We start from the raw sequence: 25,408 nt of genomic DNA, 5'->3' as shown, positions 1-25,408 counted from the left end.
AAATGCTTCTGGCGATTGATTGCGGCAATACCAACACCGTTTTCTCGATCTGGGATGGCGAGAAATTTCTGTGCACCCTGCGCACCTCCACCCACCACGCGCGAACTGCGGATGCGTATTTCACGTGGTATTCGACATTGGTAAAGCACTACGGAATTGAGGTGGACATTACAGATGTAATCATCTCATCGACGGTGCCACGTGTTGTTTTTAACCTGCGGGTCTTTGCAGACCGTTTCTTCGGATGTCGCCCTCTGGTCGTTGGTAAACCCGACTGCCTGCTGCCCGCCAACCCTCGTGTCGACGAAGGCACGCAAGTCGGACCGGACCGTCTGGTTAACACAGCAGGGGCCTTTGACCGCTTTGGCGGTGATCTGGTCGTGGTGGATTTCGGTACGGCAACGACATTTGATGTCGTCGCTCACGACGGTGCATATGTCGGCGGAGTTATCGCGCCTGGCGTCAATCTTAGCCTTGAGGCGCTGCACCTCGCAGCCGCCGCGCTGCCACATGTAGACATATCGAAGCCACAAAAGGTGATCGGGACCCACACGGTAGAGTGCATTCAATCCGGTGTCTTCTGGGGCTATGTCGGCCTGGTGCGCGAGATCTGCGAGCGTATTAAAGCCGAGGCCGGGGTGCCTATGAAAGTAATCTCGACCGGGGGTCTTGCGCCCCTGTTTCAGCAAGCCGCTGACTTGTTCGACGAGTTTGAGGACGATCTGACGATGCACGGATTGACCGTGATCCATCGCTATAACAAGGAAAATGGCTCAACATGAGCAGTGAACGACTGATCTATCTACCGCTGGGCGGTGCAGGCGAAATCGGCATGAATGCCTATGTCTATGGCTACGGCAAACCAGGACAAGAGCGGTTGATTCTGGTGGACCTCGGGGTTGCTTTCCCGGACATGGATACCTCGCCCGGCGTTGATCTTATCTTTGCCGATATCACATGGCTGAAGGAGCGTGTCGATCAGCTTGAAGCGGTCTTTGTCACTCATGCGCATGAGGACCACGTCGGAGCGGTCGCGCATTGCTATGAGGCACTGGGTGCCCCTGTTTATGCGCGTGCCTTCACGGCGAATATTGCGCGCCGCAAGATGGAGGAGCATGGTCATCCGACCGAGACGGTGCGAACAGCATCTCCGTGGCCCGAACAGATCAATGCCGGACCATTCACAGTTGGTTTCTTGCCGGTATCGCATTCGATCCCGGAAAGTGCGGGGCTGGTCATCGATACTCCGGCTGGACGCGTTGTGCACACAGGTGATTTCAAACTTGATGCCAACCCAATTGTGGGTGAGCCGTTTGATCCTGACTTGTGGTCCGAGGTGGCCAAGTCGGGTGTCAAAGCGTTGGTGTGTGACAGTACTAACGTCTTTTCATCCCACCCCGGCCGCTCGGAATCCGAGGTCGGGCCTGAAATCACGCAGCTGGTGCAGGATGCCAATGGCATGGTTATCGCAACCACATTTGCATCGAACGTGGCGCGCGTGAAAACGCTTGCCGAGGCTGGCCAGAAGGCTGGGCGTTCGGTCGTATTGCTGGGCCGTGCGATGCGCCGGATGATCGAGGCGGCCACTGAAACGGGCATTCTCAGCGATTTCCCGAAAGTCATAAGCGCGGAAGAGGCGCTGGATGTCCCGCGCGCAAACCTGATGCTTATCGTGACTGGCAGTCAGGGAGAACGCCGTGCGGCCAGCGCCCAACTGGCGCGCGGTAAATATCGCGGGCTTGAGGTGAAAGAGGGGGATCTGTTCCTGTTCTCGTCCAAGACTATCCCTGGAAACGAACGCGGCGTGATCCGTATTATGAACCAGCTCAGTGAAAAGGGCGTGGATGTGGTCGATGACAGCTCGGGGCTGTATCACGTCTCGGGACACGCGAACCGACCTGATCTGGAAAAGGTTCATGCTCTGGTTGATCCGCAGATGATCATCCCGATGCACGGCGAGCACCGCCATCTGCGTGAACATGCCAAACTGGCTGAGGCGGGTGGTCGAACCGGAATTTTAGCCGTGAATGGCACCATGTTGGATCTGACCGGAAATGCTCCGAAAGTGGTAGACTACATCGAGACGGGTCGGACCTATCTGGATGGTACGGTCAAGATTGGCGCATTGGATGGTGTTGTGCGTGACCGTATCCGCATGGCATTGAATGGCCATATCACAATCACAGTCATTCTGGACGAAGAAGACGAACCGTTGGGCGAGCCATGGTGCGATACGATGGGACTGCCCGAGATGGGATCGTCCCGTGCCGGGCTGGTCGAGGTGTTGGAAGAAGATTTGAACCAGTTCCTGATGCGCGCTGGTGCAAAAACGCTGCGCGATGAAGACAAGCTGGAAGAGGGGTTGCGCCGGATTGCGCGCCAGACCGCTCAGGCTGAGATCGGCAAAAAACCCGAGGTGACGGTAGTCGTCAGCCGGATGCGTTAGCTCGTGTAGGGCATTGGAAAGCCGCGCAATTGCAGGAACAAGCTGGCTTCTTCATTGTTGAGGAAAAAAGGCACTGTGTCCGGCGGGCTTGGGTCTGCAGCGCGCGCGGCGATTTCGGCCAGAACGACTTCGGTGATGAAAGGCAGATCGAATTCGCGCGCCTGGCTGATTTTGACCCACTGCAAATGCGATAACTCGTCCGAGGCATGAGTGAAGTCATCCAGATCGCCTTGAATTGCGTTTGCATCGACCAAAAAGAACCGGGCATCAAACCGGCGTGAGCGACCGGGTGGCGTGACCGCCCGGAACACGAATTGCAGCGCTTCTGCGGAAGGTTGAAAGCCCATAGCGGCAAAGCTCTGCCAGTCGTTCGGGGCCGTACCCTGCCATTCGCCCGGTTGCCCAAGGATCAATCCGGTTTCTTCCCACAATTCCCGGATCGCGGCAGCCGCCAGCGCATTCTGCAACCCTAGTTCGGATCGCTGTGACAGACGTTCGGAGCAGAGATCGGGTAACTGAGTGCTCAGTGGAACGTGCGCGTCTTCAGGGTCGACTGCACCGCCGGGAAAGACAAATTTGTTTGGCATAAACGCGGCTTTCGCACCACGCTGCCCCATCAGGATCGAGGGGTCGCTGAGCCTGTCGCGCAGAACGATGACGGTCGCGGCATTGCGAATGGCGGTTTTGTCCGCGCTCATGCAGATTTGCCGAACCCGTGCATCCGACGCGCCCATTGATATGCGACCACAGCCCCTTTTAAGCGGGGCAGAAGGTACAGTGAGAGGGCAACGCAGGCGATCGAGAAGCCAATGGCCATGACCCAAGGGTCAGGCCGCCAGTGTACGTATGAGACGTGCAGCGCAGGTGCCAGAAGGTGCCCGACGATCAAAATGGTAAGATAGGCCGGGCCATCATCTGCACGGTGGTGAAACAATTCCTGACCGCATTCCGAGCAACTATCATTCACCTTGAGATAGCTGTGCAACAGTTTGCCCTCGCCGCAATTCGGGCATTTGCAACGAAACCCACGGATCAGTGCGGGTTTGGTCGGGCGGTCTTCCTCGACCGCAGTGTCGATAGTCTGATCAATCATTTGAATCTCGCGCGTTTCTATTCGGGCGATATAGGCCGTTTCGAACCCGTCGGAAAAGGGGGGTGCGTCGCTTTGTGGCGATAGCTTACAGCGTATCAGCAACTGATCGAATTTCAAACATGACGAAAAAAGTTGTGCGCGATGCGACGGAAAGCTGCCCGGGCTGCGTTTTAAGAAGTATCAACAGCGGCAAGGTGCCTCTAAATTCAGGGAACTTAGTAATGAAAACCAAAACATTCATCTCCGCCATCGTTCTTGCGGCAGTTGCAGTATCCGGCAGCTCAGCACTGGCCAAAGGGCCGCGTCCGACGTTTCAGGAACTGGATGCCGACGGAGACGGGCAGGTAACGCAGGCCGAGATCGCGGCGCATCGCAACCAGAAATTCACGGCTGCTGACACGGACGGAGACGGGCAGCTGAGCGTTGAGGAAATGCAGGCAGCAGCACAGGTGAAAGCCGACGAGCGTGTCTCTAAGATGTTTGAGAAGCACGATGCTAACTCCGATGGTTTCCTCAGCGAAGATGAATTGCCGAAACCGCGCCGTGCCTCCAAGATGTTCGAGCGTATCGACGCCGATGGGAACGGATCGATATCAGAGCCGGAATATGCGGATGCGAAAGACAGGATGGGTCGGAAACACAAGCGGCACCAGAAGTCGGACACAGACAACAACTGATACGGGATGGAGGATCTGACCTCTTACCCGAACGAGGCGCACGGCGGTTTTTCTGCCGTGCCCGAGCTCAGCGACGAGGAGTTGCTGGGCCGGTTTGCTGATGGCAATGCGGCTGCGGCCCGTCTGCTGACCGGACGGCTTGGACCGCGCAGCTATTCCGTGGCCTTGCGAATGTTGGGAAATCAGGCGGAAGCCGAAGACGTGACACAAGAGGCGATGATGCGTCTTTGGAAGATGGCACCCGACTGGGTGCCGGGACAGGCGCAGATATCGACCTGGCTTTATCGTGTGACATTGAACCTGTGCCTGGATCTGCGCCGAAGAAAGCGACCTGATGCGCTCGAAAATGTTGCAGAGCCAGAAGACGAATCCGCCAGCGTGGTTGATCGGATGCAAGATACCGAGCGTAAGGATGCGTTGCAGGCGGCATTGGATCAGTTGCCGGATCGACAACGGCAAGCGGTGGTTCTGCGGCATATCGAAGAGTTGTCCAACCCTGAAATCGCAGGGATTATGGATATCTCGGTTGAGGCGGTTGAAAGCCTGACAGCGCGTGGAAAACGATCACTGGCCGCACTACTTGCGGGGCGTCGGGATGAACTGGGGTACGAACATGGCTGATCATGACAAAGAACTTGAACACCTGTTTGCGCAAGCGCGCGACGCTCGGGATGTGTTCCCGGACAATCTTGCCGTCCGAATTGAAACCGATGCAGAGGCGGTTCGGTTGGCTCGATCCGCACACAAACGGCGTCGAACATGGCGGGACCGGATGAATGTCATCGGCGGATGGCATGGGGTAAGTGGCCTTGTGGCCGCAAGTGCAGCTGGCATCTGGATCGGGTTTTCTGCGCCTGCTTTTCTACCTGACCCTGCAGACTATTTTGTCTCGCAGGATGCAACCTATCTGGTGGCTGATCTCAACTTAGATGAAAACTATCTGGAGGACGCGGAATGAGCGATAATCCTGCACCCAAACGCAAATGGATGCCTATTCTGCTGATCGCTTCGCTTGCTCTGAACCTGCTGATTGCAGGAGTCGTCCTGGGTACAGCCTTGCGTTTCAAAGGCAGTGATCGTGCCGCGATACCGCCAGGATTTGGCCCAGCATTGTACTATGCCCTGCCCAAATCTGATCGCAAAGCTCTCAAGGATGAATTGTCAGATCTGCGTGGCAAAGGATCGCATCGACGCAAACAGGATTTTGGTGCGCTTAGCCAGGCCTTGCGAGCCGTGCCATTTGATCCGTCTGCGGTTGAAGATTTGCTTGAGAAGCAAGCGCAGGCAACGGCAGAGCTGCAGGCAGCGCTGCACCAGCAATGGCTTGCGCAGGTCACGCAAATGAGTGCGGAAGAGCGGGTCGAATATGCAAATCGGCTGGAGGAGGTCGTCAGACGCGGCCCAGGAAAACACAAGAAACGAAACTGACACGTCAGGCTGCTGAACTACGGATATGCACCTGGTTGCGACCCGCATTTTTCGCCGCATACAGAGCTTGGTCGGCTGAACGAATCAACTGACCGACGGCATTTCTGCGATCTGCAATATTCAGATCAGGTGAGGAACACCATTTTACGCCTACGCTGATCGTGACCGAGGTCAATACGGATTCGTCGGGCAGGCAAAACGGTTTGTTGCAAATGCTTTCGCAGATCTTGTCCGCGAGTTTTAACGCCTGCTCTGCCGAGCAATGAGGCAGCCCAATCATGAATTCCTCTCCGCCGATGCGTGCGACAAAGCCGGCCTTTTCTGTTGCTTCCTGAAGCCTGCGCGCTGTTTCTGTCAGAACGATGTCACCGCCAGCATGACCAAAACGATCATTAATCGCCTTGAAGTGATCTAAATCCGCCAGCATCAATGCAAACCCACGCCCTGTTTCCAAGGCCTGGTGGGCGATCTGATCAAGTGCCCTCATGGCGAATCGACGATTGTGTAACCTTGTCAAAGGATCGGTTAGCGATTCGGATAGATCTTTACGTATCGACGCACGCAATTTGTCGTCGCGGGTTTTGCGGGCGATCTGGGTATCGAGCCGGAGCGAGATTTCGTCCGGGTGGAACCCTCCCATACAAATTGCATCCGCCCCTTTGTCCAAAGCCTCGGCGGCGAGGGTCGCATCCTCGTTTGACAGAACGCCGATTAAAACTGTGTTTCGGGTGGTGCTGCGGGATTTTAGATCGGCCAGGATGTGCCCTCCTGATCCGCCGGGCGCAAGCTCAATGACAATGGCATCAGGAGCGGGGTCAGAGAAAACGCCGTGCAGATCGGGTAAAGTGTAGTTGGACAGGCGGTGTCGTGTTTGCTGTGCCAACGCACTGCCCCATAGCGCTCCGGCGCGTGGGGTCTGGGTCAACAGCGCAATCTGCGCGATCGCCGGTGGCGCAAGCGGTATCTGTGCCGCCTCACCAAAACCAATGGATTGGTTGGCGTCTCCAAGGCTCAGTTCCTGCCGATCGGCACGTGAGCGCAACATGCTGCGAACGCGCGCGAGAAGCAAAGTATCCTTAAATGGGTAACCCAGCACGTCGTCTAAACCATCCGATAAGGCCTTTAATCGCGCCGCCCTATCATTTTGCGGCGTGATGGCAACAATCGGTACATCGGCCAAAGCGGGATCAACTGCCATTAACTTCTTAACATCCGAGGCGGTCCCGTCGGGCAAGGTTTGGGCGGTCAAAACCAAGTCAGGACGCGTGCGCCTTAGTAAAGCACCCAATCCGGCCAGCTTTTCCCCTTGTACAACATGATACCAGGCCGCGGTGAGCTGGACCTTAAGCATAATGCGATTGGTCGAGACCCCGTCGAGGACCAGTATGGTACCCTGTACAGACATTGCCGTTCACCGTTAGATTGCATGCGCTACCAAAGTGTTTATGAGTCTGGTTAACAAACCCTTTCTAAGAGCGTCGTCGAGGCCAGATAATGCCGATCTCTGTCCATTCTGCTGAAACATTGGCCCTGAGGGTGCTGAATTGGTTGGTTGGAAATGATGAGTTGCTCCCAGTTTTTCTGGGTGCAACCGGCGCTTCCATAGAGGATTTGCGTGCTCGGGCAGGAGAAAGCGAGTTTTTGGGATCGGTACTGGACTTTCTGATGCTTGACGATTCCTGGGTGATCGCCTTTTGTGACGCCCATTCCGTGCCCTACGAAGAACCGGGCCGTGCCCGCGCTGTGTTATCCGGCACTTCTGATATGCACTGGACCTGACCAATAGGAGCCTAAATTTATGAACATTGACGCCCTCGTCTTCGACAAGGACGGCACGCTTTTTGACTTTGCGTCTACATGGGGTGCGTTCGGACGTATCGCGCTTGAACGCCTATCCGACGGCGATACGCAGTGCGCGGCTGAACTTGGCCAGGTCATCGGTTTTGATTATGCCGAGGAGAGATATAGCTCTGACAGTATCGTTATTGCGGGAACCGTCGATGAAATTGCGCGTGCCCTGACGCCGCACTTGACTGGCATCGCTCAGCATCAAATCGTCGAAACTCTCAATGACGCATCCGCAGCGTCAGAGCAAATGCCTGCTGTTCCTCTCGCACCTTTTCTTGAAAATATGCGAAATGCCGGGCTTAAACTGGGTGTTGCGACCAATGATGCCGAGATACCGGCGCTGCGTCATCTCGAATCGGTCGGAGTTCGGGGCCACTTCGATTTTGTTGCAGGGTATGACAGTGGCCATGGCTTCAAACCCGGTCCAGGACAGCTTTTGGCATTTGCCAAACATGTCGATGTTGATCCGTCGCGCGTCGCCATGGTTGGTGACAGTCTTCATGATCTTGAAGCGGGTCGCGCCGCAGGCATGGTGACGATTGGTGTTCTTACGGGGCTTGCCACAACAGAAACGCTCGAACCTTTGGCAGATGTAGTTTTACCCGACATCGGCCATATTCCCGGCTGGTTGTCAGAAATCTGATTGTTCGGTGCTCTGAAACGCCGGTTTGAACGACAAAACCGACACCACTTGTCGCAGATAGAGCGGCCAGAGCTAAATCTTCGGGGCTTTCTTGAATAAGAGAGCGCAGGAGGACAGCTATGGAAGACAGCAGGACACGCAGACGCCGCAGCGGTGGCCGCGCTGGTGCAGCCACCCGTCGCGGTAGCGAAGTCATCGATCAGATGCCGTGGAATCCGCCTGTGAACTTAGACCGGCCAACAGAACCGTTGGGATCAGAGGGGATTGAGGCGATCCACGAAGGAGCTATGCGCATCCTCGAAGAGATCGGTATCGAGTTCTATAATCAAGAAGCTCTTGGCATTTTGCGCGAAGCTGGCTGTACGATCTCTGGTGATAACGTCCGTATGGGGCGGGACTTTGTCATGGAAATGGTGCGCAAAGCCCCAAGCTCATTCACCATAACGCCACGCAATTTGGACCGTCAGATCGAGGTTGGAGGCAAAACCATGTTGTTCGGCAATGTTTCGTCACCGCCGAACTATTGGGACATGGAAATTGGTAAAAAAGTACCCGGCACCCGACGGATGTGTCAGGATTTGCTGAAACTGACGCAGTATTTCAACTGCATCCATTTTGCCGGAGGTTATCCGGTTGAACCTGTCGATATCCATGCCAGCGTCCGACATCTTGATGTGCTTTATGACAAGCTCACGCTGACTGACAAGGCGATGCACGCCTACTCACTGGGTAAGGAACGTGTCGAAGATGTGATGGAAATGGTCCGTATCGCAGGCGGTTTGAGTCACGAAGAGTTTGAGGCATCGCCTCGGATGTATACCAACATCAACTCGACCTCACCGCTCAAGCACGACCATCCGATGATCGATGGTTGTCTGAGGTTGGCGCGGCGCGGGCAAGCGATCGTAGTAACTCCGTTTACGCTGGCAGGTGCAATGGCCCCAGTGACGATGGCGGGTGCGGTCGCCCAATCGCTGGCTGAGGCATTGTGTGCGATTGCGCTGTTCCAATATGTCAGGCCCGGCATTCCGTGCGTGATTGGGACGTTCACCTCGAATGTTGATATGAAGTCCGGAGCACCTGCGTTCGGGACGCCGGAATACATGCGCTCGACGCAGATGACCGGACAAATGGCGCGGTTCTATGGATTGCCGATGCGCTCTTCGGGTGTGTGCGCTGCGAATGTGCCAGATGGTCAGGCCATTTGGGAGACATCAAATTCACTGTGGGCCGCTGTTCAATCTGGAACAAATATGGTCTATCACGCGGCTGGTTGGCTTGAAGGCGGTCTGATCGCGAGTCCTGAGAAATTCATCATGGATTGCGAAATCCTGCAACAGATTCAGCGATATATGCAGCCGGAATTGACAGCGACAGGACCGGACGAGATCGCCCTTGAAGCAATCCGTTCAGTGGGAAATGACGGGCATTTCTTTGGCATTCAACACACACAGGATCGCTATACCACGGCGTTTTATCAGCCGTTTCTGAGCGATTGGAAAAACTTTGAGGCCTGGGAAGTCGCTGGCGGCATCTGGACTGCGGAACGGGCCCATCGAATGTTCAAAGAAATCGTTAACAATTTTGAAGCGCCGGCATTGGACGAGGCGATCCGCGAAGAGCTTGAAGATTTTGTTGCCCGCCGCAAGGCTGAAGGGGGCGCGCCGACAGATTTCTGACCTAACCGAACCACGCAGATTAGTCATGAATGTCTAACATTCTCATGATCTCGGCCAGGATATTGGGTGTTTGTTAAGTTTTCTGGGGTCACCTGAAGCAGATATCCAATTCGAGTTGTTTCATGCATGGGCTGATTAACAGGGCGATCCAATCATTCGTTTGTGCCACTTATGGGCGCCAATGCTGGCTGCAGGCGACCCAAGCCGCAGGATTGGATTTCGTCGAATTCGAGGCGATGCTGATCTATGAGGCAGAGGTTTCAGATCGTGTGCTGGAGGTGCTTTGTACCGAGTTGAACCGTCGAAAATCCGAGTTTCTTGAGGACTTGGGAACCTACCTCGTATCACATCGGAATATGGAGGACCTACGGCGATTGCTGCGTTTCGGGGGCGTAACGTATGTCGAGTTTTTGCACTCGCTAGATGATTTGTCTGATCGAGTGCGCCTTGCTGTTTCGGATCTCACGCTGCCGGACCTTGAATTGCAGGAACATTCATCAGCGGAATACCAACTATATTGCTCTCCCGGGCTGCCGGGATTTTCCAGTGTTATGACTGGTGTTTTGCGGGCTATGGCGGATGACTACGGCGCACTTGTTGTTCTTTCGAACGAAGAGCGTCGAAATGGGTCAGAGCTCATTTCGATTACACTGATCGAAAGCGCCTTTGCCGAAGGGCGTCATTTTGAGCTTGGGGCGCGGAAATCATGATCGAAACCGAAGATCTTGGTTCCCTTCTCGATACTTTGTGCCCCATGTATGTTCTTATCAATGATGAGGGGCGAATTGTTCAAGTGGGCCCCACAGTGCAGAAACTGCGCCCGGAGCAACCCATGGCAGGGCGGCGTTTTCTTGACGTCTTTGAGTTGCAGCGCCCGCGTTCTGTCACTGAGTTTCCAACGTTGCTTTCGACGCCAGGCGCGCGGTTACGTCTTCGTTTCCAAGATCAACCGCAAACAGCCTTTAAGGGCCTGATCGCGCCACTTTCTGGAAAGGGTGCATCGGTTGTTAACCTGTCATTCGGAATTTCAATATTGGATGCGGTGCGAGACTATGCACTGACAAGCGCAGATTTCTCAGGCACCGACTTGGCGATCGAATTGCTGTATTTGGTCGAAGCTAAATCTGCCGCGATGGAGGCTTCCAGATCATTGAACCTGCGTCTGCAAGGTGCAAAGCTGGCGGCTGAGGAGCAGGCCTATACAGACACGCTGACCGGGCTAAAAAACCGGCGTGCAATGGACCATATACTCGGGCATTTGATATCAACGAAATCGTCATTTGCATTAATGCATCTGGATTTGGATTTTTTCAAATCGGTCAACGATCGCCTGGGCCACGCCGCAGGGGATTTTGTGCTGCAGCAAGCCGCAATGATCATGCTTGATGAAACGCGGAGTGATGATACGGTCGCTCGTGTCGGCGGGGACGAGTTTGTCTTGATTATCAAAGGGGTGACCGACCGGAAAAAACTCGACAGCATTGCCCGGCGCCTGATCGCGCAACTTTGCCAGCCGATGAAATTCGAGGGAGCGGCCTGCAGTGTATCAGCGAGCGTTGGTACTGCTTTGTCGACCCAGTTCGAAATGCCAAAAGCGCAGGATGTACTGCATGCCGCTGACCTAGCGCTATACGCCGCAAAACGAAACGGACGATCTTGCCACCGGTTCTACTGTGAGTTTTCGAATGCACGACAATCCGGATAGAATGCGCTTGCCTAAATGGCGTCCAATATCGCAGCGATATGTTGTTCGACTTGGGGTAGCTCAGAAATGACTGGCATAACTTGGCCGGCGAAGTTTGCGCGGGCCAATTCTTGCGGCACATCTTCGAGCACATGGCCTCCGGTACAGGCAAAGAAGGGTAGGCAAAGCGCCTTTTCACCACATCCTGATGCTGACTCGGCAATGCTTGGAGATTGCTCAACAAAGCCGGTTCGGGTGCTTTTGAATGTGACCAATTGGCCCAGCGTATCTGCAAACCCATGGGCCACCGTTGCCGGGTTATTGCTGCGCCCTGAACCATGGGCTGCAATTACCAGATCAGTGTCAGGTGCTGACCATCCTAGATTTTCAAGTTTTTGATGCAGGGCGCTTTTAACCAAAAATGGCAACTGTGGGTCGATACCTAGAGGATCCAGAATTCTGACCGACCGAGAACCAAGTCGCTTAGGTAAAGCCTTGGTCACAAACCAACCCTTCGCCATGAACAACGGATAGATCGCTATGTCGCCGTGCAATTCGTCAAGGCACGTCTCAAGTGCGTCAGGTGCAGCCAAAGTGGCGGAATGAACCGAGACCCGATGACACAGTGAATCTATTTGCCTGGCAAAGCGCGCCAGCGCCGCCTCGGCGGGTGCCGGATTTGACGGTTGTCCATGTGCGACGATAACGGCGTGTGGCATGCGGTGCTCCGAGATGGTGCTGCGAAAGATGTCCTGCTTGTTTGCAGAGTCAATGCAGGATTTTTGATCTGGCTATCCAAGTAGAGTCAACCAAAGCCAGACAGTCAGTATGGATGATGCGGTGCCGATCAAAACTGAAGATGCAGCAACCCGTTTGGCGCGCCCATACATGTTTGCAAAGATATAGGCGTTGAAGCCCGGAGCCATCGCAGCGGTAAGAACACCTGAGCGAAACAGATCTTGCGGTAGCGCCAGTGAAGTTCCGAATAGCCATACGAGGCTTGGATGTAGCAACAGCGAGATGCAACAGACGAAGATAATGGCGCGCAAATCGCCTTCGGGTCGGTACTTCACCAACACGCCCCCCAATGCGAACAGTGCGCCGGGTAGGGCCGCGCGCGTAATCAGGTTCAACGCGTCATCAACCACGCCCGGTATTACAAATCCGGTAAGATTGACAACAAAGCCCAATGAGATGCCCAGTATCAACGCATTCTTGAACATTGCGGACAATACGGATTTCACCATCCGTGTCCCACCATGGCCACGGTTTCGAAAGATCTCCATCACGGTGATACCAACACAATAGCAAAACGGTGAATGGAAGGCGATGATCGCAAAATTTCCCGTCAAGTTGTCCGGTCCGTAGGCACGTTCTGTGATGGGCAGCCCTAAAAGCACCGAATTTGAGAACAAGCAGCAGAAGCCAATCGCGATCGAGTCCTCCCACTCGCGTCCGAATATGAGGCGAGCGCCAACCATTCCGGCGACAAAACAGAGGCCGGCTGCCGAATAGAAACTGGTTAATAGTCTGGGGTCGAAGCTTGCGCTGAGATCGAGATTGGCGATGGCCAGAAACAACAAACAGGGAATGGCGAATCCCTGCGTGAATTTCATCAACCCGTCGATATGGTCTTCGCGGAAATATCCGAACCGGGTTGCCGTATACCCGGCGCCGATGACCAAAAACACCGGCAGGATGACATCGATCAGGCTTTGGAACATGGCACTGCCATCGACGGTATCACGCGCGCGAACAGCGTCTTGCCCTACAGAGGTTGCCGGATCACCATGCCGTCAAAAGCAGGCGTAATATGATCCGGTGTTTCCGCATTAACCGTGGCATAATCCAGATCGATATGCATGTTGGTCAGAACGGCACGTTTTGGTTTCAATTGCTCAATCCAGCCCAGCGTCTTCTCCAGATGGGCATGGGTTGGATGCGGGGATCGGCGTAGGGCATCAATGATAAGGCAGTCGAGTTCTGAAAGCTCAGCCATGCTCTCATCATAAAGCTCTGCAACATCAGGCAGATAAACGAGATTTCCCATCTTGAAGCCAAGAGCATCAATCGACCCATGGTTCACACGGAATGGTCGAAAGGGGATCAGGCCGCCGGGGCCGGAAATCTCAAACGGGCCATTGATTGTCTTTAGGTCCAGGATGGGCGGATAGGGTGAGCCTTCGGGTTGAACAAACGCATAACCAAAGCGGCCGAGTAGATCGTTCTGGGTATCGCCGTCCGCCCATACAGGCACGCGGGTTTTCATGTTGAAAACAATCATCCGCAGATCGTCGATGCCATTGGTGTGATCGGCATGGGAATGGGTGTAGATCACGCCATCCAAACGCCCCGTTCCGGTGCCCAGCAATTGGCTGCGCATATCAGGAGACGTATCGATCAATGCCGAGGTTGTACCCTCTGGCCCATCGCGTTCGACCAACAGTGAGCAGCGACGCCGGATGTTTTTGGGGTTCTCCGGATCGCATTCACCCCAATGCCCCCCAAGTCGCGGTACACCTCCGGACGAACCGCAGCCAAGTATTGTAAAGCGCAGCTCGCTCATGCAGCGGCCTTGTAGCTAGCGGCTTTGGTGAACAGCCGGTCAAAATTGGCCTGTGTTTGGGCGGCGAAATCGGCGTACTCCAAACCGAACACTTCGGCCCCTTTACGCGCTGTATGCGCGGTGTAGGCCGGTTCGTTTCGTTTGCCGCGGTATGGCGGCGGCGCCAGATAGGGCGCGTCGGTTTCAACCAGGATACGATCTATGGGCGCGGCGGCGAAGATATCACGCAGCTCCTGACTTTTGGGGAATGCTGCAATGCCGGACATGGATAGATAGAAGCCAAGATCAAGGGCGGCTCGGGCCAGCTCGGCTGAGGAAGAAAAGCAATGCATGACACAGGAATACGGAGCGTTTCTATGCTCATCCGCCAAGATACGTGCCATGTCCTCATCCGCGGCACGTGCATGGATAATCAGGGGTAATCCGGTCCGCTGCGCCGCTTCGATATGGATACGCAGCGAACGCTTTTGAACGTCCGCCGACTCAGCCGTGTAGTGATAATCAAGCCCGCTTTCCCCAATGCCCACGAATTTCGGATGCTTGGCGAATGCGAGCAGTTCATCGACTGTTGCCATCGGCTCGTCAGCGGCGCTCATCGGGTGGGTGCCCGCGGCATAAAAGACAGGGGCATGAGCCTCGGCGATGGCACGTACCGTGGGCTCGTTACGCAACCGTGTGCAGATGGTCACCATGCGTGTCACGCCAGCGTCGGCAGCGCGTGAAACGATTTCTTCCAACTGACCGTCAAAATCCGGGAAATCCAGATGGCTATGGCTGTCGGTAATTTCGGGAGTGGGGCTCATCTGTTGTGACCGGCGGTTTCCTGTATCTTGAACAGCGTATCTAGGACAAGCGAGGCAGGGTCAAGGTTCACCGCCTGCCCATGCCGCGCACGCGCCGTGATGGGGGCGGCGATTTCGGCCCATTGGCGGGCCTTTTGCGGTGAGCTGGAGAGACGCGATAAAGTTTCGGCCTCATTCGGGGCGGCCTCGGGCATCAGTGCGGTGCCGGTCGCACCAGTCAGAGCCAGGCGCGAGAGCACCACGTCTATCAATGAAAGCAGCAGATCGAACCGTTCGGCCGCCCCCCGCTGCGCAGCCGTTTCGGCCAGTTTCAGAGCGCGCTGGCGGTCAAACCGGGGCAGGGTGCCTAAAATAGCGATCAGTTCGGCATAAAGTTCCAGCCCGCCGAGGTTTATTATGCGAACGGCGTCGCCCACTGATCCAGCTGCGAGCGCTGCGAGATGGTCAGTCTGGCTAGGAATTTCCGTATCGGTTTGCGACAGCGCAGCCTGCATGTCGTCAGGCGAGAGAGGGGATAGCCGCAGTGTGCGGCAACGCGACCGGATGGTCGGCAGCAGGCGCGAGGGTTGGTGCGAAATCAGCAGCAGAGTTGTGCGCGCGGGGGGCTCTTCTAGCATTTTCAGCAGCGCGTTTGCGGCGCTGACGTTCATTTCATCCGCCGAGTCCACAATGACAACCCGTCGACCCCCATCAGCTGAGGACAAGCCGAAGAACCGCCCAAGTTTGCGGACGTCATCAACAACAATTTCATTGCGCAGCCGTCCCTGATCGTTGACAGAGCGGGTAATTGCGGCAAGGCCGGGTTCGGCCCCGGCAAGAATGCGATGGGCGACCGGGTGTTCCGGGGCAATATCCAAAGTGTCAGGCGGAGGTGGAGCGCCGAACAGTCCGCCATCCTCGCGTGGCGGCGTGGCCAGCAAGAACTGCGCGATCCGCCATGCTAGTGTTGCTTTGCCCACTCCACGAGGACCGGTCAGCAACCAACCATGGTGCAATCGATCCGAATTGTACGCGGTCAGAAAGGCCTGTTGTGCTGCGTCCTGCCCGATAAGAGGGGTGGTTTCTCGCGGATGTGGTGCGCCAGGGGCCTGATCCGGAGTTAGGGTGTCGTCGCTCATGTCTGGTCTATCGCAGAGAAGTCATAACAATATCTGTCACATCCTGCGCGACGCTGTCCATGTCCCTATTGCCGTTCACTACTCGAAAACGATCCTGGAATTCGTCCGCCAGAGCGAGAAAACCTGCACGCATCTGCAGTTGAAGATCGACACCGAAATCTTCGAACCGTTCTTCGGCACCTTGCCGACCCTTAGCGCGTGATAGACCGGTTTCCGGATCCATATCGATCAGTAGTGTCAGGTCAGGCTCGCGCCCGATCATCAAATTGTGCAGCTGATCCACGAGGCTGCGAAGATCGCCACGCGACATCCCCTGATACATGCGAGTGCTGTCGGCAAATCGGTCGCAGATGACCACTTTTCCAGCGGCCAGTGCGGGTTCGATTGTGCGTTCCAGATGGTCACGCCGGGCTGCAGTGAATAGCAGAATTTCCGTTTCGGCCGACCAACGATCCGGGTCGCCCTGTAAAACCAGATTGCGAATTTCTTCGGCACCGGCAGACCCACCCGGTTCCCGAGTCAGAATGACATCGCGGCCTTCACGTCGCAGGTGATCGGCCAGCAGTCGAGCTTGTGTAGACTTGCCGGATCCGTCAATGCCTTCGAAGGTAAGAAACGTGCCGCGCGCCGTCACATTTGCTCCAGCGGATTGTTGATCACGTCTTTTAGAACGATGCCGCCCACTGTCATCATGCGGACGACAAACCCGCCGAGGGGGACATCCCTGTCTGCCACCAACGGGCGGCGGATTTCCGGTAGGCCTTCGGGTTTGATCACCAACTCAGCCAGCTGTTGGCCTTTGCTGACCGGCGCATTGATCGGGCCCTCATAAACGACTTCGGCCTCAATGTCCTTGTTGCCCAGGACTGGAAATAGCAGGGTCAGATCGCCTTCGGGCACCAAACCCACAGTTTTTTCCGCACCCATCCAAAGCTTGGCCTGCGCTACCGGTTCTTCCGATTTGGCAACTGTCCTCTCGACAAAATTTCGAAACGACCAGTTAACCACGGCCTCAGCCTCCTCTGCCCGCTTGCCGACGCTGTCGAGCCCGGAGAGCACAAAGACAACCCGGCGATCCCCTTGTTTGGCCGAACCAACCAGACCATATCCTGCTTCTTGCGTGTGACCGGTCTTGAGACCGTCGGCCCCGATATCCAGTTTCAGTAGAGGATTGCGGTTGCGTGCGTTCGACGGGGCACGACCGTCGAATTCGAAAACCTCTTCCGCAAAGAGGGGATAGTATTCAGGGAAATCAGTGATCAATCGATCGGCCAGAACTGCCAGATCATGCACAGACATCATGTGCCCCGCAGCAGGCCAGCCATTAGAATTGGCAAAGTTTGAGTTGTTCATACCCATCTGTTGCCCGCGCTGGGTCATAAAACGGGCAAACCCGGCTTCGGTCCCGTCGGGGCTCAATGCCTCGGCAATCACGACGCAGGCGTCGTTTCCAGATAGCACAATGATCCCGCGCAGAAGGTCTTCGACCCGCACACGGTCCTGCGTGTTCAGGAACATGGTCGAGCCACCATAGCTCATGGCGTGTTCAGATACGGGCAGAGTTTCGTCCAGCGTAAGGCGACCATCGCGCAGCGCTTCAAACGCGACATAAAGCGTCATGAGTTTCGACATAGAAGCCGGGGGCAGAGGCTGATCAGCGTCTTTCGACAACAGCACAGTGCCGGTTTTCTGATCGATCACATAAGCAGCGCGCGCGGTGGTGTCGAACGCATAGGCCGGCAGCGCCATTAGTGCCAGCCCGATGGCAAGAGAGGTTGATCGTAAAGCGGAAAGCATCATTCGCCTCCTAGTTCAGTCAGTTCTTGGCCGTGAAGGCATCAGTAAACCCAAGGTCTTTGACGTCATTCAACAATGCCCGGCGTTCGCTGCGTGTTGCAACAGGTCCAACCAGAACGCGCCATACTGATTTGTCTTCACCTTTCAGTTCAAACACGTCAGCATTCATCCCATTCCGACGTATCTTTTCCGCTGCGCTCTTGGCATTGGATTCAACGCCAAAAGTTCCAGCCTGAACATACGGCTTGGATAAGCCTCCTGCCGTTGCAGTGCTTGCTGCCACCGGTGCCGCTGCAGCGGTCGGCTCGGATGCTTCAATTGCTGCCGCAGCACCTGCGATCGGGTCCAATGGCGTTTCGGTGATCTCGTTAGGGTTTTTCTTTTGCCACCACTTGCGCTTAGCGGGCTTCTCAGTTGGCGGTGTTATCTCTGGGTCTGACAATGCCGCCGACTGCACCTCGGTCGGGGCGGCATCAGCCTCTGTGACGGCGGCAGCAGCTGCTCCTGCTGCCGCAGCGTTGGCTTCATCCGTTGGTTTTTTCTGCCACCATTTGCGTTTGACTGGTTGCTCAGTCGCTTGTGGATCTGCATCGGCAACCTCGGTGCTTTGCAATTCGGCAGGGGCCGACTCATCGTCCGAAGATGCGACGACGGCGCCAGCGGCTGCCCCAGCAACGACTGCAGCACCAGCATTCGTGTCATCGGTTGGTTTTTTCTGCCACCACTTACGTTTAACGGGCTGTTCGACTGCTTCGCCTTCAGCTGTTTCCGTCGCCGCTTCGGTTCCTTCCGCAACCTCTCCATCTTCGGTCGCCTCTGTCTCTTCAGGGGCAGGAGGCACCTCAATCGCCTCACGGCGCAGCGCCACGACTTGAACCTTGGTTGGGGCCCCCGCCAGCATACCAAGTTGTTCTGCAGCCGAGGAAGAGACCTGTAGCGCAGGTCCAGGTAAAGCCCGCTCACGGCGGAACAATGCGCCCGTAACTGTCTTGTTGTTGGCTGTGTTCTTGATCCGCACCCGCTCGGGTTGAGTAACATCAGGATGTGCCACCCAAATTCCACCCAGAGAGGGGCGTCCATCCCAAAGTCCGGCTTCGGTTACCTGAAATACATCGGGTGCCTCAACATCACGCTGGTTCGTAGGTGCTGCGTCTGGGAACAATTCGAACCTGTTGGTATTGTCCGCCTCTTCGGTCGCAACTTCCTCTTCCGGGGCCTCTTGCAGGCTGAACCCTTCTTCGCACCCGGCCAGTGCGGCCAAAATCACGACCAGAATTGCCAGCCGTTGTGGCCCAAAGCGTGTGCCCGTAGCTCGCTCCATTGTCTCAATCCCTTGCCTGACAAGGCCATATTGGCCGCGCCCCACCGCGTGATTGCTGGTTCTTCTTGCCAGTCTCTAGCGGTCTTGTCCGCGAATGATAACGCGGGCACGGGGCTAAGGAAAGACTGCTGCTGAAGCTTAGGCAAGATTTCCCGCTTTATGGCTTGCCTCTGCCTGAAACACAGCTTAGACCCTGCGGCACGCGGGGAGGTGGCAGAGTGGTCGAATGCGGCGGTCTTGAAAACCGTTGAACGTGAGAGCGTTCCCAGGGTTCGAATCCCTGTCTCCCCGCCACTCATACCTGTCTCACTTCAGTTGTATTTTCTGATCCGGAATTGTTACGCAATTCCCGCGCGTTGGCGCATGCGCTTTCAATCAGAGACGAAGCAAACCGTACATTCAGAGGACAATTCAGGCGCGAGTCTCAGTGTCGCATTTTAGCGGGGTCGCTTTGGGCTGGATTTCCCTGATAACCTGTAATTTACAGGGAATTTTCGCAAACCGGGACTGACTTCCGTCATTTCTTCTATCAGAACTGTATGTTTCTCAGAGGTTTATGTTGCAAATTCCCTAAAAGGTGGAACAGGGAATTTCCTCGTGCGAACAGGGAATTGTTCCGCCGGATCAGGGAGGGCGAAGTCTGTATCAGGGACGCAGGAGCTGGAGATGTCAGAAGCCGAACAGGCGTTCCTGTTCGGACCATTCAAGTGGGTGGGTCACGCTGACCAGACGCTTGAGTGTGAGTTCGGGCGGCTGGCTCCCGTCGAGAATCGCCGTTTGAATCTTTGGTGAGAGAAAGGCGAGCTGAGCACGGGTGCGGATGAAGGCGTCAGGGAGGTCTTGTCAGAAGAACTTGTCTTGAGGCAGGCAGGACGGTTGCGTAGCTTTTGCCCATGACCAAACCTGCCTCTTTCAAGTACTTCAAAACCAGTCCCGAGGTCATCCGCCTTGCGGTGATGCTGTACATCCGTTTCCCGCTCTCGCTTCGAAATGTCGAAGATCTGTTGCACGAGCGAGGCATCGACGTGAGCCACGAAACCGTCCGATATTGGTGGAACAGGTTTGGTCCAATGTTTGCAGCTGAGATCCGACGGAAGCGTGTGCAGCAGCTGCGCGCGTTCTCGAAATGGAAGTGGCACGTGGACGAGGTTTTCGTAAAGGTGAATGGCAAGCGACATTATCTGTGGCGTGCAGTAGATCACGAAGGTGAAGTGCTGGAAGCAGTTGTCACCAAGCGCCGAAACAAGGCTGCAGCACTAAAATTCCTCAGGAAATTGATGAAACGGCACGGTTGCGCCAAGGAGGTCGTCACAGATCGCTTCGCTTCCTACAAGGCTGCGCTCAGAGAAATAGGCGCGTTCGAAAAACAACAGACGGGCAGGTGGCTCAACAACCGCGCCGAGAATTCACACCTGCCGTTTCGACGACGCGAACGCGCGATGCAGCGTTTCAGGCGCATGCGAAGTCTACAGAAATTCGCCTCCGTCCATTCCTCCGTCTACAATCACTTCAACCAGGAAAGATCGCTAGCCAGTCGAGACACCTTCAAGCTGACCCGCGCCGCCGCTCTTAGCGAGTGGCGTCAGCTTTGTTCCGGATAGGTTCGCGGTTTCCGCGGCAAACTGAGACTGGTTCGAATTCGTCTGACAGCACCCCTTCTCGACGTCTGGCGCGGGCAGGTAGACTACCCAGACCTAAAAGCCAAGGCACTGCAGCTTGTCGGTCGTTGGGATCCCGATCGTGTTCTGATCGAAGATGCGGCCTCCGGCAAACCGCTTCTGGACGAATTGTTTCGTGATATCCGTCGGCGCTACGAACGCATTAAACCCGACAAAGACAAGGAAACCCGGTTCCAGTCCGCTTGCGGTCCTGTCGAAGAGGGCAAGGTGTATCTGCCTGCAGACGCACCCTGGCTGCCGGTATTCAAACGAGAGCTTCAGTCCTTTCCACGCGGGCGCAACGACGATCAGGTCGACAGCTTTGCCCATTTTCTGAACTGGTCCAAGGGACCGGGCTTCTACCGGGCATTGGGCCGGGACCACCGGATCAACATCGAACGTCGGGAGCGCAATCGAGAGAGGGTCAGACGGCGGTAGAACCTCAGCGTCAAGCTTGAAAACTCGTTGAATATTGCTGGGAGGGCCGATGTCGGACCAATCCTGAGAGCGGCCCCAATGACCGCTCGCAACCACAAACCAGTCTCATCGCTAATGCCGTCGGATGACTGCTTCGAGCCCATTTTGTCCGATGCCGGTCGGCGCATGAAGGTCCGGTTTGGGCTGTTTACTCCATGGTCAGGCGACAAGTCCCAGCTCTTTGTCGGTGGCTGGAACCGCATATTTTTCCCTTGGGGGCATGGGTCTCGATTGCCAAGGCGGTTCGAAGGCGAAACTTGAAACGCTGCGACCGTCAAGTAGGGCGCCGTTTCCAGCCCCGAGCGCGTAGTCGTAGTAGAGTTTGACGATCTCTTCTTCAGTCACCTGCGATGTTTCTGGATGCGCCATGCATGCATCACGCCACGCTCGTACCCGGTCATATTCTTTGCCAACGGGTAGTTTGAACCCTTCGTAGTAGTCAAGGAACCAAAAGCGCTTGAACATCGGGGTAAAAACAGCCTCTGCCAACCCGAAGTCCTCGAACAAGAAGGGGCCAGTCGGGTTGTAATGACTTAGGAAATCATCAAGGTCTCGATAGAGCGCGAGAAGCTTATTCAGATACTCATCTCGGCGCGCCTGATCCTGATTCATGACAAAGAGATAGCCCGCCATTGTGAACGGTCCTTCGCGGGCGATCAGCATCGACTCAATGGCATGTTCGGTAGGATCACTGCGGCGTAGCGGTGCCCCAGGCAGAGCCTCATCAAGATAGCGCAGGATCACGAGGCTTTCCTTCAATATACGGCCGTCGCTGGTTTCCAGCACGGGCAAGGCTGTCGTACCTCGGGTCTTGGCTAGCAATTCAGGGTCGCGCGGCTTGGTGATGTCTACTACACGAAATTCCACGGCATCCGTCAGTCCGCGCAGCGCCAGTAGGATTTCCAGTCGCTGCGAGAAGGGACAGACGGGGATATGATAGACGATGTGTTTGCCAGTCATGGTATTAATCCAACGGCGGGCCAGTGAAGGCCATGTTGTGGCGCTTGGCGCTCTCTTCAATAGCAGGCATGTCTTCGGGAATGCGGCACTGACCGGCTGCCATGTCGGAAAAGAAGCCTTCGAATCCGCCGGGCGTCAGGATCACGAGATGGCGGCAAGGTTCGTCGTTTGTCACCTTGAAGGTATGTTCCTTGCCTCGTGGGATGAATACGCTTTCACCGGCCCCTGCGGTGAACTCCTCGCCTTCTAGCCAGAACCTGCATGTTCCGGTGAGGATTACGAAGGTTTCGTCTTCGTTTTGATGCACGTGGCGTGGAGGGCCGCTACCTGCAGGAGACCAACTGTCCACTATAGACATAGTGCCGCCTGTCTGTTCTGGGCCGAGGATGTTTTTGTATTTTACGCCGAGCCATTCGATGGCTCCGTCGATTTGGGCCAGGTCCTTCATCGCTTCTCTCCATTTGCATTGGATTGAAACGAAAGCGCTTCCGTTGACAGAAACTTATCCGAAGGCCAACCTATCAGGCAAACCGCAATATCTAATATAGGATATCGGCCAGGTGAATTTCGCTACACTGGACCTCAACCTTTTGCGCGTGCTGGACGCCCTCTTTAGCGAAGGCTCAACCGTCAAGGCGGCCGACAAGCTCGCCATGTCGCAATCCGCAGTCTCCGGTGCATTGTCACGTCTTCGTCATGCCTTGGACGACCCCCTTTTTGTCCGGCAGGGAAACCGTTTGGTCGCTACCGATTACGCGTCCAGGATTGAATCCGGTTTGCGGGAAGAACTCGAACGTCTTGAGGCTTTGCTAGCTCCGCCAGCTACTTTTGATCCGCGAACCGCTGAAGGCACTTTCCGGATCGCCGCCAGCGATTTTTTCGCGGAACTCCTGATGCCACCCTTGGGTGATCTCCTGCAAAAGTCAGCGCCCAATCTACGAGCACAGCTGGTTGATCTGGTTCCGAATGACTATGTGGCCAGTCTTGAACGACGCAATGCTGACATTGCGCTGATCCCAGATTTGCTCCTGCCGGACTGGGTCAATCGAGAGCCACTCTTCCATTCGCCGTTCCACGTGATAGCTCGCAAGGAAAATCCAAAGCTTGAGGAGCTTCAGGAAGGAACGCAGATGCACATGGATACGTTCTGCGCACTCCACCACGTTTTGTTTTCCCCAGAAGGGAATCTGGCTGCAATGGGTGATGCTGCCCTTAATCGCGTCGGAAAACAGCGCCAAGTAGCTATGACAGTGCCCGTCTTCAGTGGCGTTTGCCGTGCGGTTAGCGAAAGCGACCTCATCGCGCTTGTACCCGCGCAACTTGCAAAGAAAGTGGCCAAGACATTCGGATTGAACGTGTTCGAACCTCCGATGCATATTGAACCAGCGTTGATCATCGGCATCTGGCACAAGCGTTCAGACAACGCCCCGATGGCGGCCTGGATGCGCAGCCAGGTCTTCGAATTGATGAAGGCGTTGGAAATTAACAGTTAGTCAAACTGTTCTAAGCAGCGCCTTTCGGGCAGATACAAGTTGAAGCTTCGAATAACAGAATCGAAATAGGTTCAATCAGCCAATGCAGACATTCGAGCGGCCGCAGCGAACAACCGCTTTGTCCGCACAGTGGACATTCAAGCAAGTTGCAGCAAACGACCGGTATGCGGACAGAGCGCCAATTCGCTGCGTTTGCTCGAATGTCGGCAAATTGGCCAATGTATGGATTGGAACCACATTTTCAGCGAGGCCTCCGAATTCTACCGGTCATTCGCAAGCCGTCGCGAATGTTCAGTCCCATCATAGTGAGGTTGGCAGCCCCGGCGATCAACTCAATTACCTGAACCGTGTAAAAGGTGCTGTCAAATTCACCAGCGGCGGCTTTTCCAGCCAGAAACCAAGCGGCAGGTACGAGGATGAACAAGCCGTTCAGCGCAATGACAGGCATGCGGCTTTTCTTGGCCTTCGTAAGTGCATCCTTGCGTTTCCGGCCCATTGCCATGCCCGACCCGCCAGCGATGGCCATTGCCGGGATGAGGATGAACATGCCTTTCAAGATCAATGCCTTGACGGTTGCGACTGTTTCATGGCTCGCAAAGAGCTCGCTGGTGGCCGTTGATGTCCAGAAGAGCAGGATCATCACAAAGCCGATGCCCCCTGCAATAGCGTGAATCTTTGTTTTCATAGCGGCTCACTCAAATTGGCATTTGGAAAGGATTTCGTCAGGCCGTGCAGCAATTCGGCACCGCAACCTTCTCAAACAGATGGGGGGCGGTCACAGCGCTTGAGGGATAATGGCTGAGCTGCTGCTGAAACTCGGGGTTTGAAAACGCCGCGCGGAAGTTCGCAACAGACTCCCAGATCGCGTAGTTCATATACATGCTGCCGTCACCAACAGCTTTGTGCAGTTGGGTGCTGATGTAACCTGGCTGCTTTTGCATCCATTGGGCATCGCTCTTCCAGGCTTCAACCAAGGCGTCTTGTTCATCGGGATCGACTGTGAAGAGATTGACGAGAACGACGGGTCCAGCGTCGATGCCCAATTGCCGCTCAATGGGAAACTCAGGGTCGAGTGGTTTGAAACTTACCATTTCGGTACTCCTTGAAAGTAGCTTCGTTTTGGTGCCATGTTGTCATATTTGGGAAACATCAAACATAATGACAACACGTTGTCAAATCAAATGAGGAATCGACATGCCGGATGCGCGAAGAACCGAAGAAGGAGAAGCCGTGACAGCGTTGATACTGGATGTGTTTCGGCTAAACGGTCGATTGCAGCTTGCCGGTGATCGCCTCGTGTCAGAACTCGGTCTTACAAGTGCTCGATGGCAGATTCTTGGTGCCATCGCATATTCTGATCGACCGGAATCCGTTGCCTGGCATGCTCGGACGATGGGCGTTCACCGGCAGGGCGTACAAAGGATCATCAATGAATTAAGCAAAGAAGGCATAGTGGAGTTTCAGTCGAACCCACACCACAAGCGGGCGCACTTGGTTGTCATGACTCCAAAGGGGCAGGAGTTGTACGAAGCTGCGATTGCGAAGCAAGTCCCATGGGTGAATGAACTCTCGGAAGGTCTGTCGCCAGATGATATTGCGACAGCGCAAAATGTTGTTGACCGTCTTAAATCACGTCTCGAAGAAGCATCAATGCGACAAGATCAGAGCCCGTCTCAAAGCGGACGTTCATAGAGAGCGCAGCATCGGTCATTTTGGG

31 protein-coding genes and 1 tRNA gene are annotated in these 25,408 nt (G+C 55.3%); 17 read left to right on the top strand and 15 right to left on the bottom strand.

The window, feature by feature from the left end:
* Nucleotides 1-2 precede the first annotated feature (2 nt).
* Nucleotides 3-782 carry a type III pantothenate kinase gene (locus tag G7G_RS0117530; RefSeq protein WP_010442755.1) on the top strand — a complete coding sequence of 260 codons (780 nt, stop codon included), beginning with the start codon at nucleotides 3-5 and terminating at the stop codon, nucleotides 780-782.
* Entirely contained in the window at nucleotides 779-2,446 is a 1,668-nt protein-coding gene (locus tag G7G_RS0117525) for a ribonuclease J (protein ID WP_010442754.1), read from the top strand. The genes G7G_RS0117530 and G7G_RS0117525 overlap by 4 nt, the downstream gene beginning before the upstream one ends.
* Here G7G_RS0117525 and G7G_RS0117520 read toward each other — a convergent pair.
* Both G7G_RS0117520 and G7G_RS0117515 read right to left on the bottom strand, forming a co-directional pair.
* Nucleotides 2,443-3,144, bottom strand: coding sequence for an NUDIX hydrolase (locus tag G7G_RS0117520; RefSeq protein ID WP_010442753.1), 702 nt, complete (start codon nucleotides 3,142-3,144; stop codon nucleotides 2,443-2,445). The two genes, G7G_RS0117525 and G7G_RS0117520, sit on opposite strands and share 4 nt — an antisense overlap.
* The gene (locus G7G_RS0117515; RefSeq protein WP_029622143.1) at nucleotides 3,141-3,539 is read right to left on the bottom strand and encodes a DUF983 domain-containing protein; all 399 of its coding nucleotides are present in this window, start codon (nucleotides 3,537-3,539) and stop codon (nucleotides 3,141-3,143) included. The genes G7G_RS0117520 and G7G_RS0117515 overlap by 4 nt, the downstream gene beginning before the upstream one ends.
* Before the next feature lie 221 nt (nucleotides 3,540-3,760).
* On the opposite strand from G7G_RS0117515, the gene G7G_RS0117510 reads away from it, so the two are divergent.
* From G7G_RS0117510 to G7G_RS0117495, 4 genes are read left to right on the top strand one after another with little or no spacing between them, the layout of a single operon-like run.
* A complete protein-coding gene (locus G7G_RS0117510; protein ID WP_010442751.1) occupies nucleotides 3,761-4,216 on the top strand; it encodes an EF-hand domain-containing protein in 456 nt (151 codons plus the stop codon).
* Nucleotides 4,217-4,222: 6 nt separating this feature from the next.
* Entirely contained in the window at nucleotides 4,223-4,837 is a 615-nt protein-coding gene (locus G7G_RS0117505) for an RNA polymerase sigma factor (protein WP_010442750.1), read from the top strand.
* Complete coding sequence (locus G7G_RS0117500; protein WP_010442749.1) at nucleotides 4,830-5,174, top strand: hypothetical protein; 345 nt, start codon at nucleotides 4,830-4,832, stop codon at nucleotides 5,172-5,174. Before G7G_RS0117505 ends, G7G_RS0117500 begins: the two co-directional genes overlap by 8 nt.
* Entirely contained in the window at nucleotides 5,171-5,644 is a 474-nt protein-coding gene (locus G7G_RS0117495; RefSeq protein WP_010442748.1) for a periplasmic heavy metal sensor, read from the top strand. Before G7G_RS0117500 ends, G7G_RS0117495 begins: the two co-directional genes overlap by 4 nt.
* A 4-nt stretch (nucleotides 5,645-5,648) precedes the next feature.
* Here the strand turns inward: G7G_RS0117495 and G7G_RS0117490 are convergent, their stop codons facing one another.
* The gene (locus G7G_RS0117490; protein WP_010442747.1) at nucleotides 5,649-7,049 is read right to left on the bottom strand and encodes a diguanylate cyclase; all 1,401 of its coding nucleotides are present in this window, start codon (nucleotides 7,047-7,049) and stop codon (nucleotides 5,649-5,651) included.
* Between the two features lie 89 nt (nucleotides 7,050-7,138).
* On the opposite strand from G7G_RS0117490, the gene G7G_RS0117485 reads away from it, so the two are divergent.
* The 5 genes from G7G_RS0117485 (at nucleotide 7,139) to G7G_RS0117465 (ending at nucleotide 11,519) form a co-directional block, all read left to right on the top strand.
* Nucleotides 7,139-7,423: a DUF3572 domain-containing protein gene (locus G7G_RS0117485; protein WP_010442746.1), complete on the top strand. Its 285-nt coding sequence runs from the start codon at nucleotides 7,139-7,141 to the stop codon at nucleotides 7,421-7,423.
* 19 nt (nucleotides 7,424-7,442) lie between these two features.
* A complete protein-coding gene (locus tag G7G_RS0117480) occupies nucleotides 7,443-8,135 on the top strand; it encodes an HAD family hydrolase (protein ID WP_010442745.1) in 693 nt (230 codons plus the stop codon).
* A 119-nt stretch (nucleotides 8,136-8,254) separates the two neighbouring features.
* A complete protein-coding gene (locus G7G_RS0117475; RefSeq protein ID WP_010442744.1) occupies nucleotides 8,255-9,814 on the top strand; it encodes a trimethylamine methyltransferase family protein in 1,560 nt (519 codons plus the stop codon).
* 122 nt (nucleotides 9,815-9,936) lie between these two features.
* Nucleotides 9,937-10,524, top strand: coding sequence for a heme NO-binding domain-containing protein (locus G7G_RS0117470; RefSeq protein ID WP_010442743.1), 588 nt, complete (start codon nucleotides 9,937-9,939; stop codon nucleotides 10,522-10,524).
* Complete coding sequence (locus G7G_RS0117465) at nucleotides 10,521-11,519, top strand: GGDEF domain-containing protein (RefSeq protein ID WP_010442742.1); 999 nt, start codon at nucleotides 10,521-10,523, stop codon at nucleotides 11,517-11,519. The genes G7G_RS0117470 and G7G_RS0117465 overlap by 4 nt, the downstream gene beginning before the upstream one ends.
* An 11-nt stretch (nucleotides 11,520-11,530) precedes the next feature.
* On the opposite strand, the gene G7G_RS0117460 is transcribed toward G7G_RS0117465, so the two are convergent.
* The 8 genes from G7G_RS0117460 to G7G_RS25010 all read right to left on the bottom strand — a co-directional run bounded on the left by G7G_RS0117460 (nucleotide 11,531) and on the right by G7G_RS25010 (nucleotide 19,103).
* Nucleotides 11,531-12,217 (bottom strand): sirohydrochlorin chelatase, encoded by a 687-nt coding sequence (locus tag G7G_RS0117460; RefSeq protein ID WP_010442741.1) that lies wholly within the window; start codon nucleotides 12,215-12,217, stop codon nucleotides 11,531-11,533.
* A gap of 72 nt (nucleotides 12,218-12,289) precedes the next feature.
* Nucleotides 12,290-13,222, bottom strand: coding sequence for an AEC family transporter (locus tag G7G_RS0117455; protein ID WP_010442740.1), 933 nt, complete (start codon nucleotides 13,220-13,222; stop codon nucleotides 12,290-12,292).
* Nucleotides 13,223-13,266: 44 nt separating this feature from the next.
* Nucleotides 13,267-14,064: an MBL fold metallo-hydrolase gene (locus G7G_RS0117450; protein ID WP_010442739.1), complete on the bottom strand. Its 798-nt coding sequence runs from the start codon at nucleotides 14,062-14,064 to the stop codon at nucleotides 13,267-13,269.
* Nucleotides 14,061-14,867, bottom strand: coding sequence for a TatD family hydrolase (locus G7G_RS0117445; RefSeq protein WP_010442738.1), 807 nt, complete (start codon nucleotides 14,865-14,867; stop codon nucleotides 14,061-14,063). Before G7G_RS0117445 ends, G7G_RS0117450 begins: the two co-directional genes overlap by 4 nt.
* Complete coding sequence (locus tag G7G_RS0117440; protein WP_010442737.1) at nucleotides 14,864-15,985, bottom strand: DNA polymerase III subunit delta'; 1,122 nt, start codon at nucleotides 15,983-15,985, stop codon at nucleotides 14,864-14,866. The genes G7G_RS0117445 and G7G_RS0117440 overlap by 4 nt, the downstream gene beginning before the upstream one ends.
* Before the next feature lie 7 nt (nucleotides 15,986-15,992).
* The gene (tmk, locus tag G7G_RS0117435; protein WP_010442736.1) at nucleotides 15,993-16,619 is read right to left on the bottom strand and encodes a dTMP kinase; all 627 of its coding nucleotides are present in this window, start codon (nucleotides 16,617-16,619) and stop codon (nucleotides 15,993-15,995) included.
* Entirely contained in the window at nucleotides 16,616-17,782 is a 1,167-nt protein-coding gene (locus G7G_RS0117430) for a D-alanyl-D-alanine carboxypeptidase family protein (protein ID WP_010442735.1), read from the bottom strand. The genes tmk and G7G_RS0117430 overlap by 4 nt, the downstream gene beginning before the upstream one ends.
* Nucleotides 17,783-17,801: 19 nt before the next feature.
* Nucleotides 17,802-19,103: an SPOR domain-containing protein gene (locus G7G_RS25010; protein WP_029622137.1), complete on the bottom strand. Its 1,302-nt coding sequence runs from the start codon at nucleotides 19,101-19,103 to the stop codon at nucleotides 17,802-17,804.
* Between the two features lie 204 nt (nucleotides 19,104-19,307).
* Here G7G_RS25010 and G7G_RS0117420 point away from each other — a divergent pair.
* The 4 genes from G7G_RS0117420 to terL all read left to right on the top strand — a co-directional run bounded on the left by G7G_RS0117420 (nucleotide 19,308) and on the right by terL (nucleotide 21,199).
* Nucleotides 19,308-19,397, top strand: a tRNA-Ser gene (locus G7G_RS0117420).
* Between the two features lie 372 nt (nucleotides 19,398-19,769).
* Complete coding sequence (locus tag G7G_RS24860; protein ID WP_010442733.1) at nucleotides 19,770-19,895, top strand: hypothetical protein; 126 nt, start codon at nucleotides 19,770-19,772, stop codon at nucleotides 19,893-19,895.
* A gap of 101 nt (nucleotides 19,896-19,996) precedes the next feature.
* Nucleotides 19,997-20,704: an IS6 family transposase gene (locus G7G_RS0117410; RefSeq protein WP_010442732.1), complete on the top strand. Its 708-nt coding sequence runs from the start codon at nucleotides 19,997-19,999 to the stop codon at nucleotides 20,702-20,704.
* 21 nt (nucleotides 20,705-20,725) lie between these two features.
* Nucleotides 20,726-21,199, top strand: a complete 474-nt coding sequence (gene terL / locus G7G_RS23980; protein WP_083829030.1) for a phage terminase large subunit — start codon at nucleotides 20,726-20,728, stop codon at nucleotides 21,197-21,199.
* A 198-nt stretch (nucleotides 21,200-21,397) separates the two neighbouring features.
* Here the strand turns inward: terL and G7G_RS0117400 are convergent, their stop codons facing one another.
* Both G7G_RS0117400 and G7G_RS0117395 read right to left on the bottom strand, forming a co-directional pair.
* Nucleotides 21,398-22,198 carry a glutathione S-transferase family protein gene (locus G7G_RS0117400; RefSeq protein WP_010442730.1) on the bottom strand — a complete coding sequence of 267 codons (801 nt, stop codon included), beginning with the start codon at nucleotides 22,196-22,198 and terminating at the stop codon, nucleotides 21,398-21,400.
* 4 nt (nucleotides 22,199-22,202) lie between these two features.
* Nucleotides 22,203-22,646, bottom strand: coding sequence for a cupin domain-containing protein (locus tag G7G_RS0117395; RefSeq protein WP_010442729.1), 444 nt, complete (start codon nucleotides 22,644-22,646; stop codon nucleotides 22,203-22,205).
* A 112-nt stretch (nucleotides 22,647-22,758) separates the two neighbouring features.
* Here G7G_RS0117395 and G7G_RS0117390 point away from each other — a divergent pair, with 112 nt between their 5' ends.
* Nucleotides 22,759-23,691 (top strand): LysR family transcriptional regulator, encoded by a 933-nt coding sequence (locus G7G_RS0117390; protein WP_010442728.1) that lies wholly within the window; start codon nucleotides 22,759-22,761, stop codon nucleotides 23,689-23,691.
* Between the two features lie 241 nt (nucleotides 23,692-23,932).
* Here the strand turns inward: G7G_RS0117390 and G7G_RS0117385 are convergent, their stop codons facing one another.
* On the bottom strand, nucleotides 23,933-24,376 hold the full coding sequence (locus tag G7G_RS0117385) for a hypothetical protein (protein WP_010442727.1): 444 nt from the start codon (nucleotides 24,374-24,376) through the stop codon (nucleotides 23,933-23,935).
* A 37-nt stretch (nucleotides 24,377-24,413) separates the two neighbouring features.
* A complete protein-coding gene (locus tag G7G_RS0117380; RefSeq protein WP_010442726.1) occupies nucleotides 24,414-24,782 on the bottom strand; it encodes an antibiotic biosynthesis monooxygenase family protein in 369 nt (122 codons plus the stop codon).
* A 103-nt stretch (nucleotides 24,783-24,885) separates the two neighbouring features.
* Here G7G_RS0117380 and G7G_RS0117375 point away from each other — a divergent pair, with 103 nt between their 5' ends.
* Nucleotides 24,886-25,383, top strand: a complete 498-nt coding sequence (locus tag G7G_RS0117375; protein WP_010442725.1) for a MarR family winged helix-turn-helix transcriptional regulator — start codon at nucleotides 24,886-24,888, stop codon at nucleotides 25,381-25,383.
* Nucleotides 25,384-25,408: the final 25 nt, after the last annotated feature.

It is taken from the genome of Ruegeria conchae, from assembly GCF_000192475.1.
In the GTDB taxonomy this organism is placed as follows: domain Bacteria; phylum Pseudomonadota; class Alphaproteobacteria; order Rhodobacterales; family Rhodobacteraceae; genus Ruegeria; species Ruegeria conchae.
This window is presented reverse-complemented; position numbering and strand designations above follow the sequence as displayed.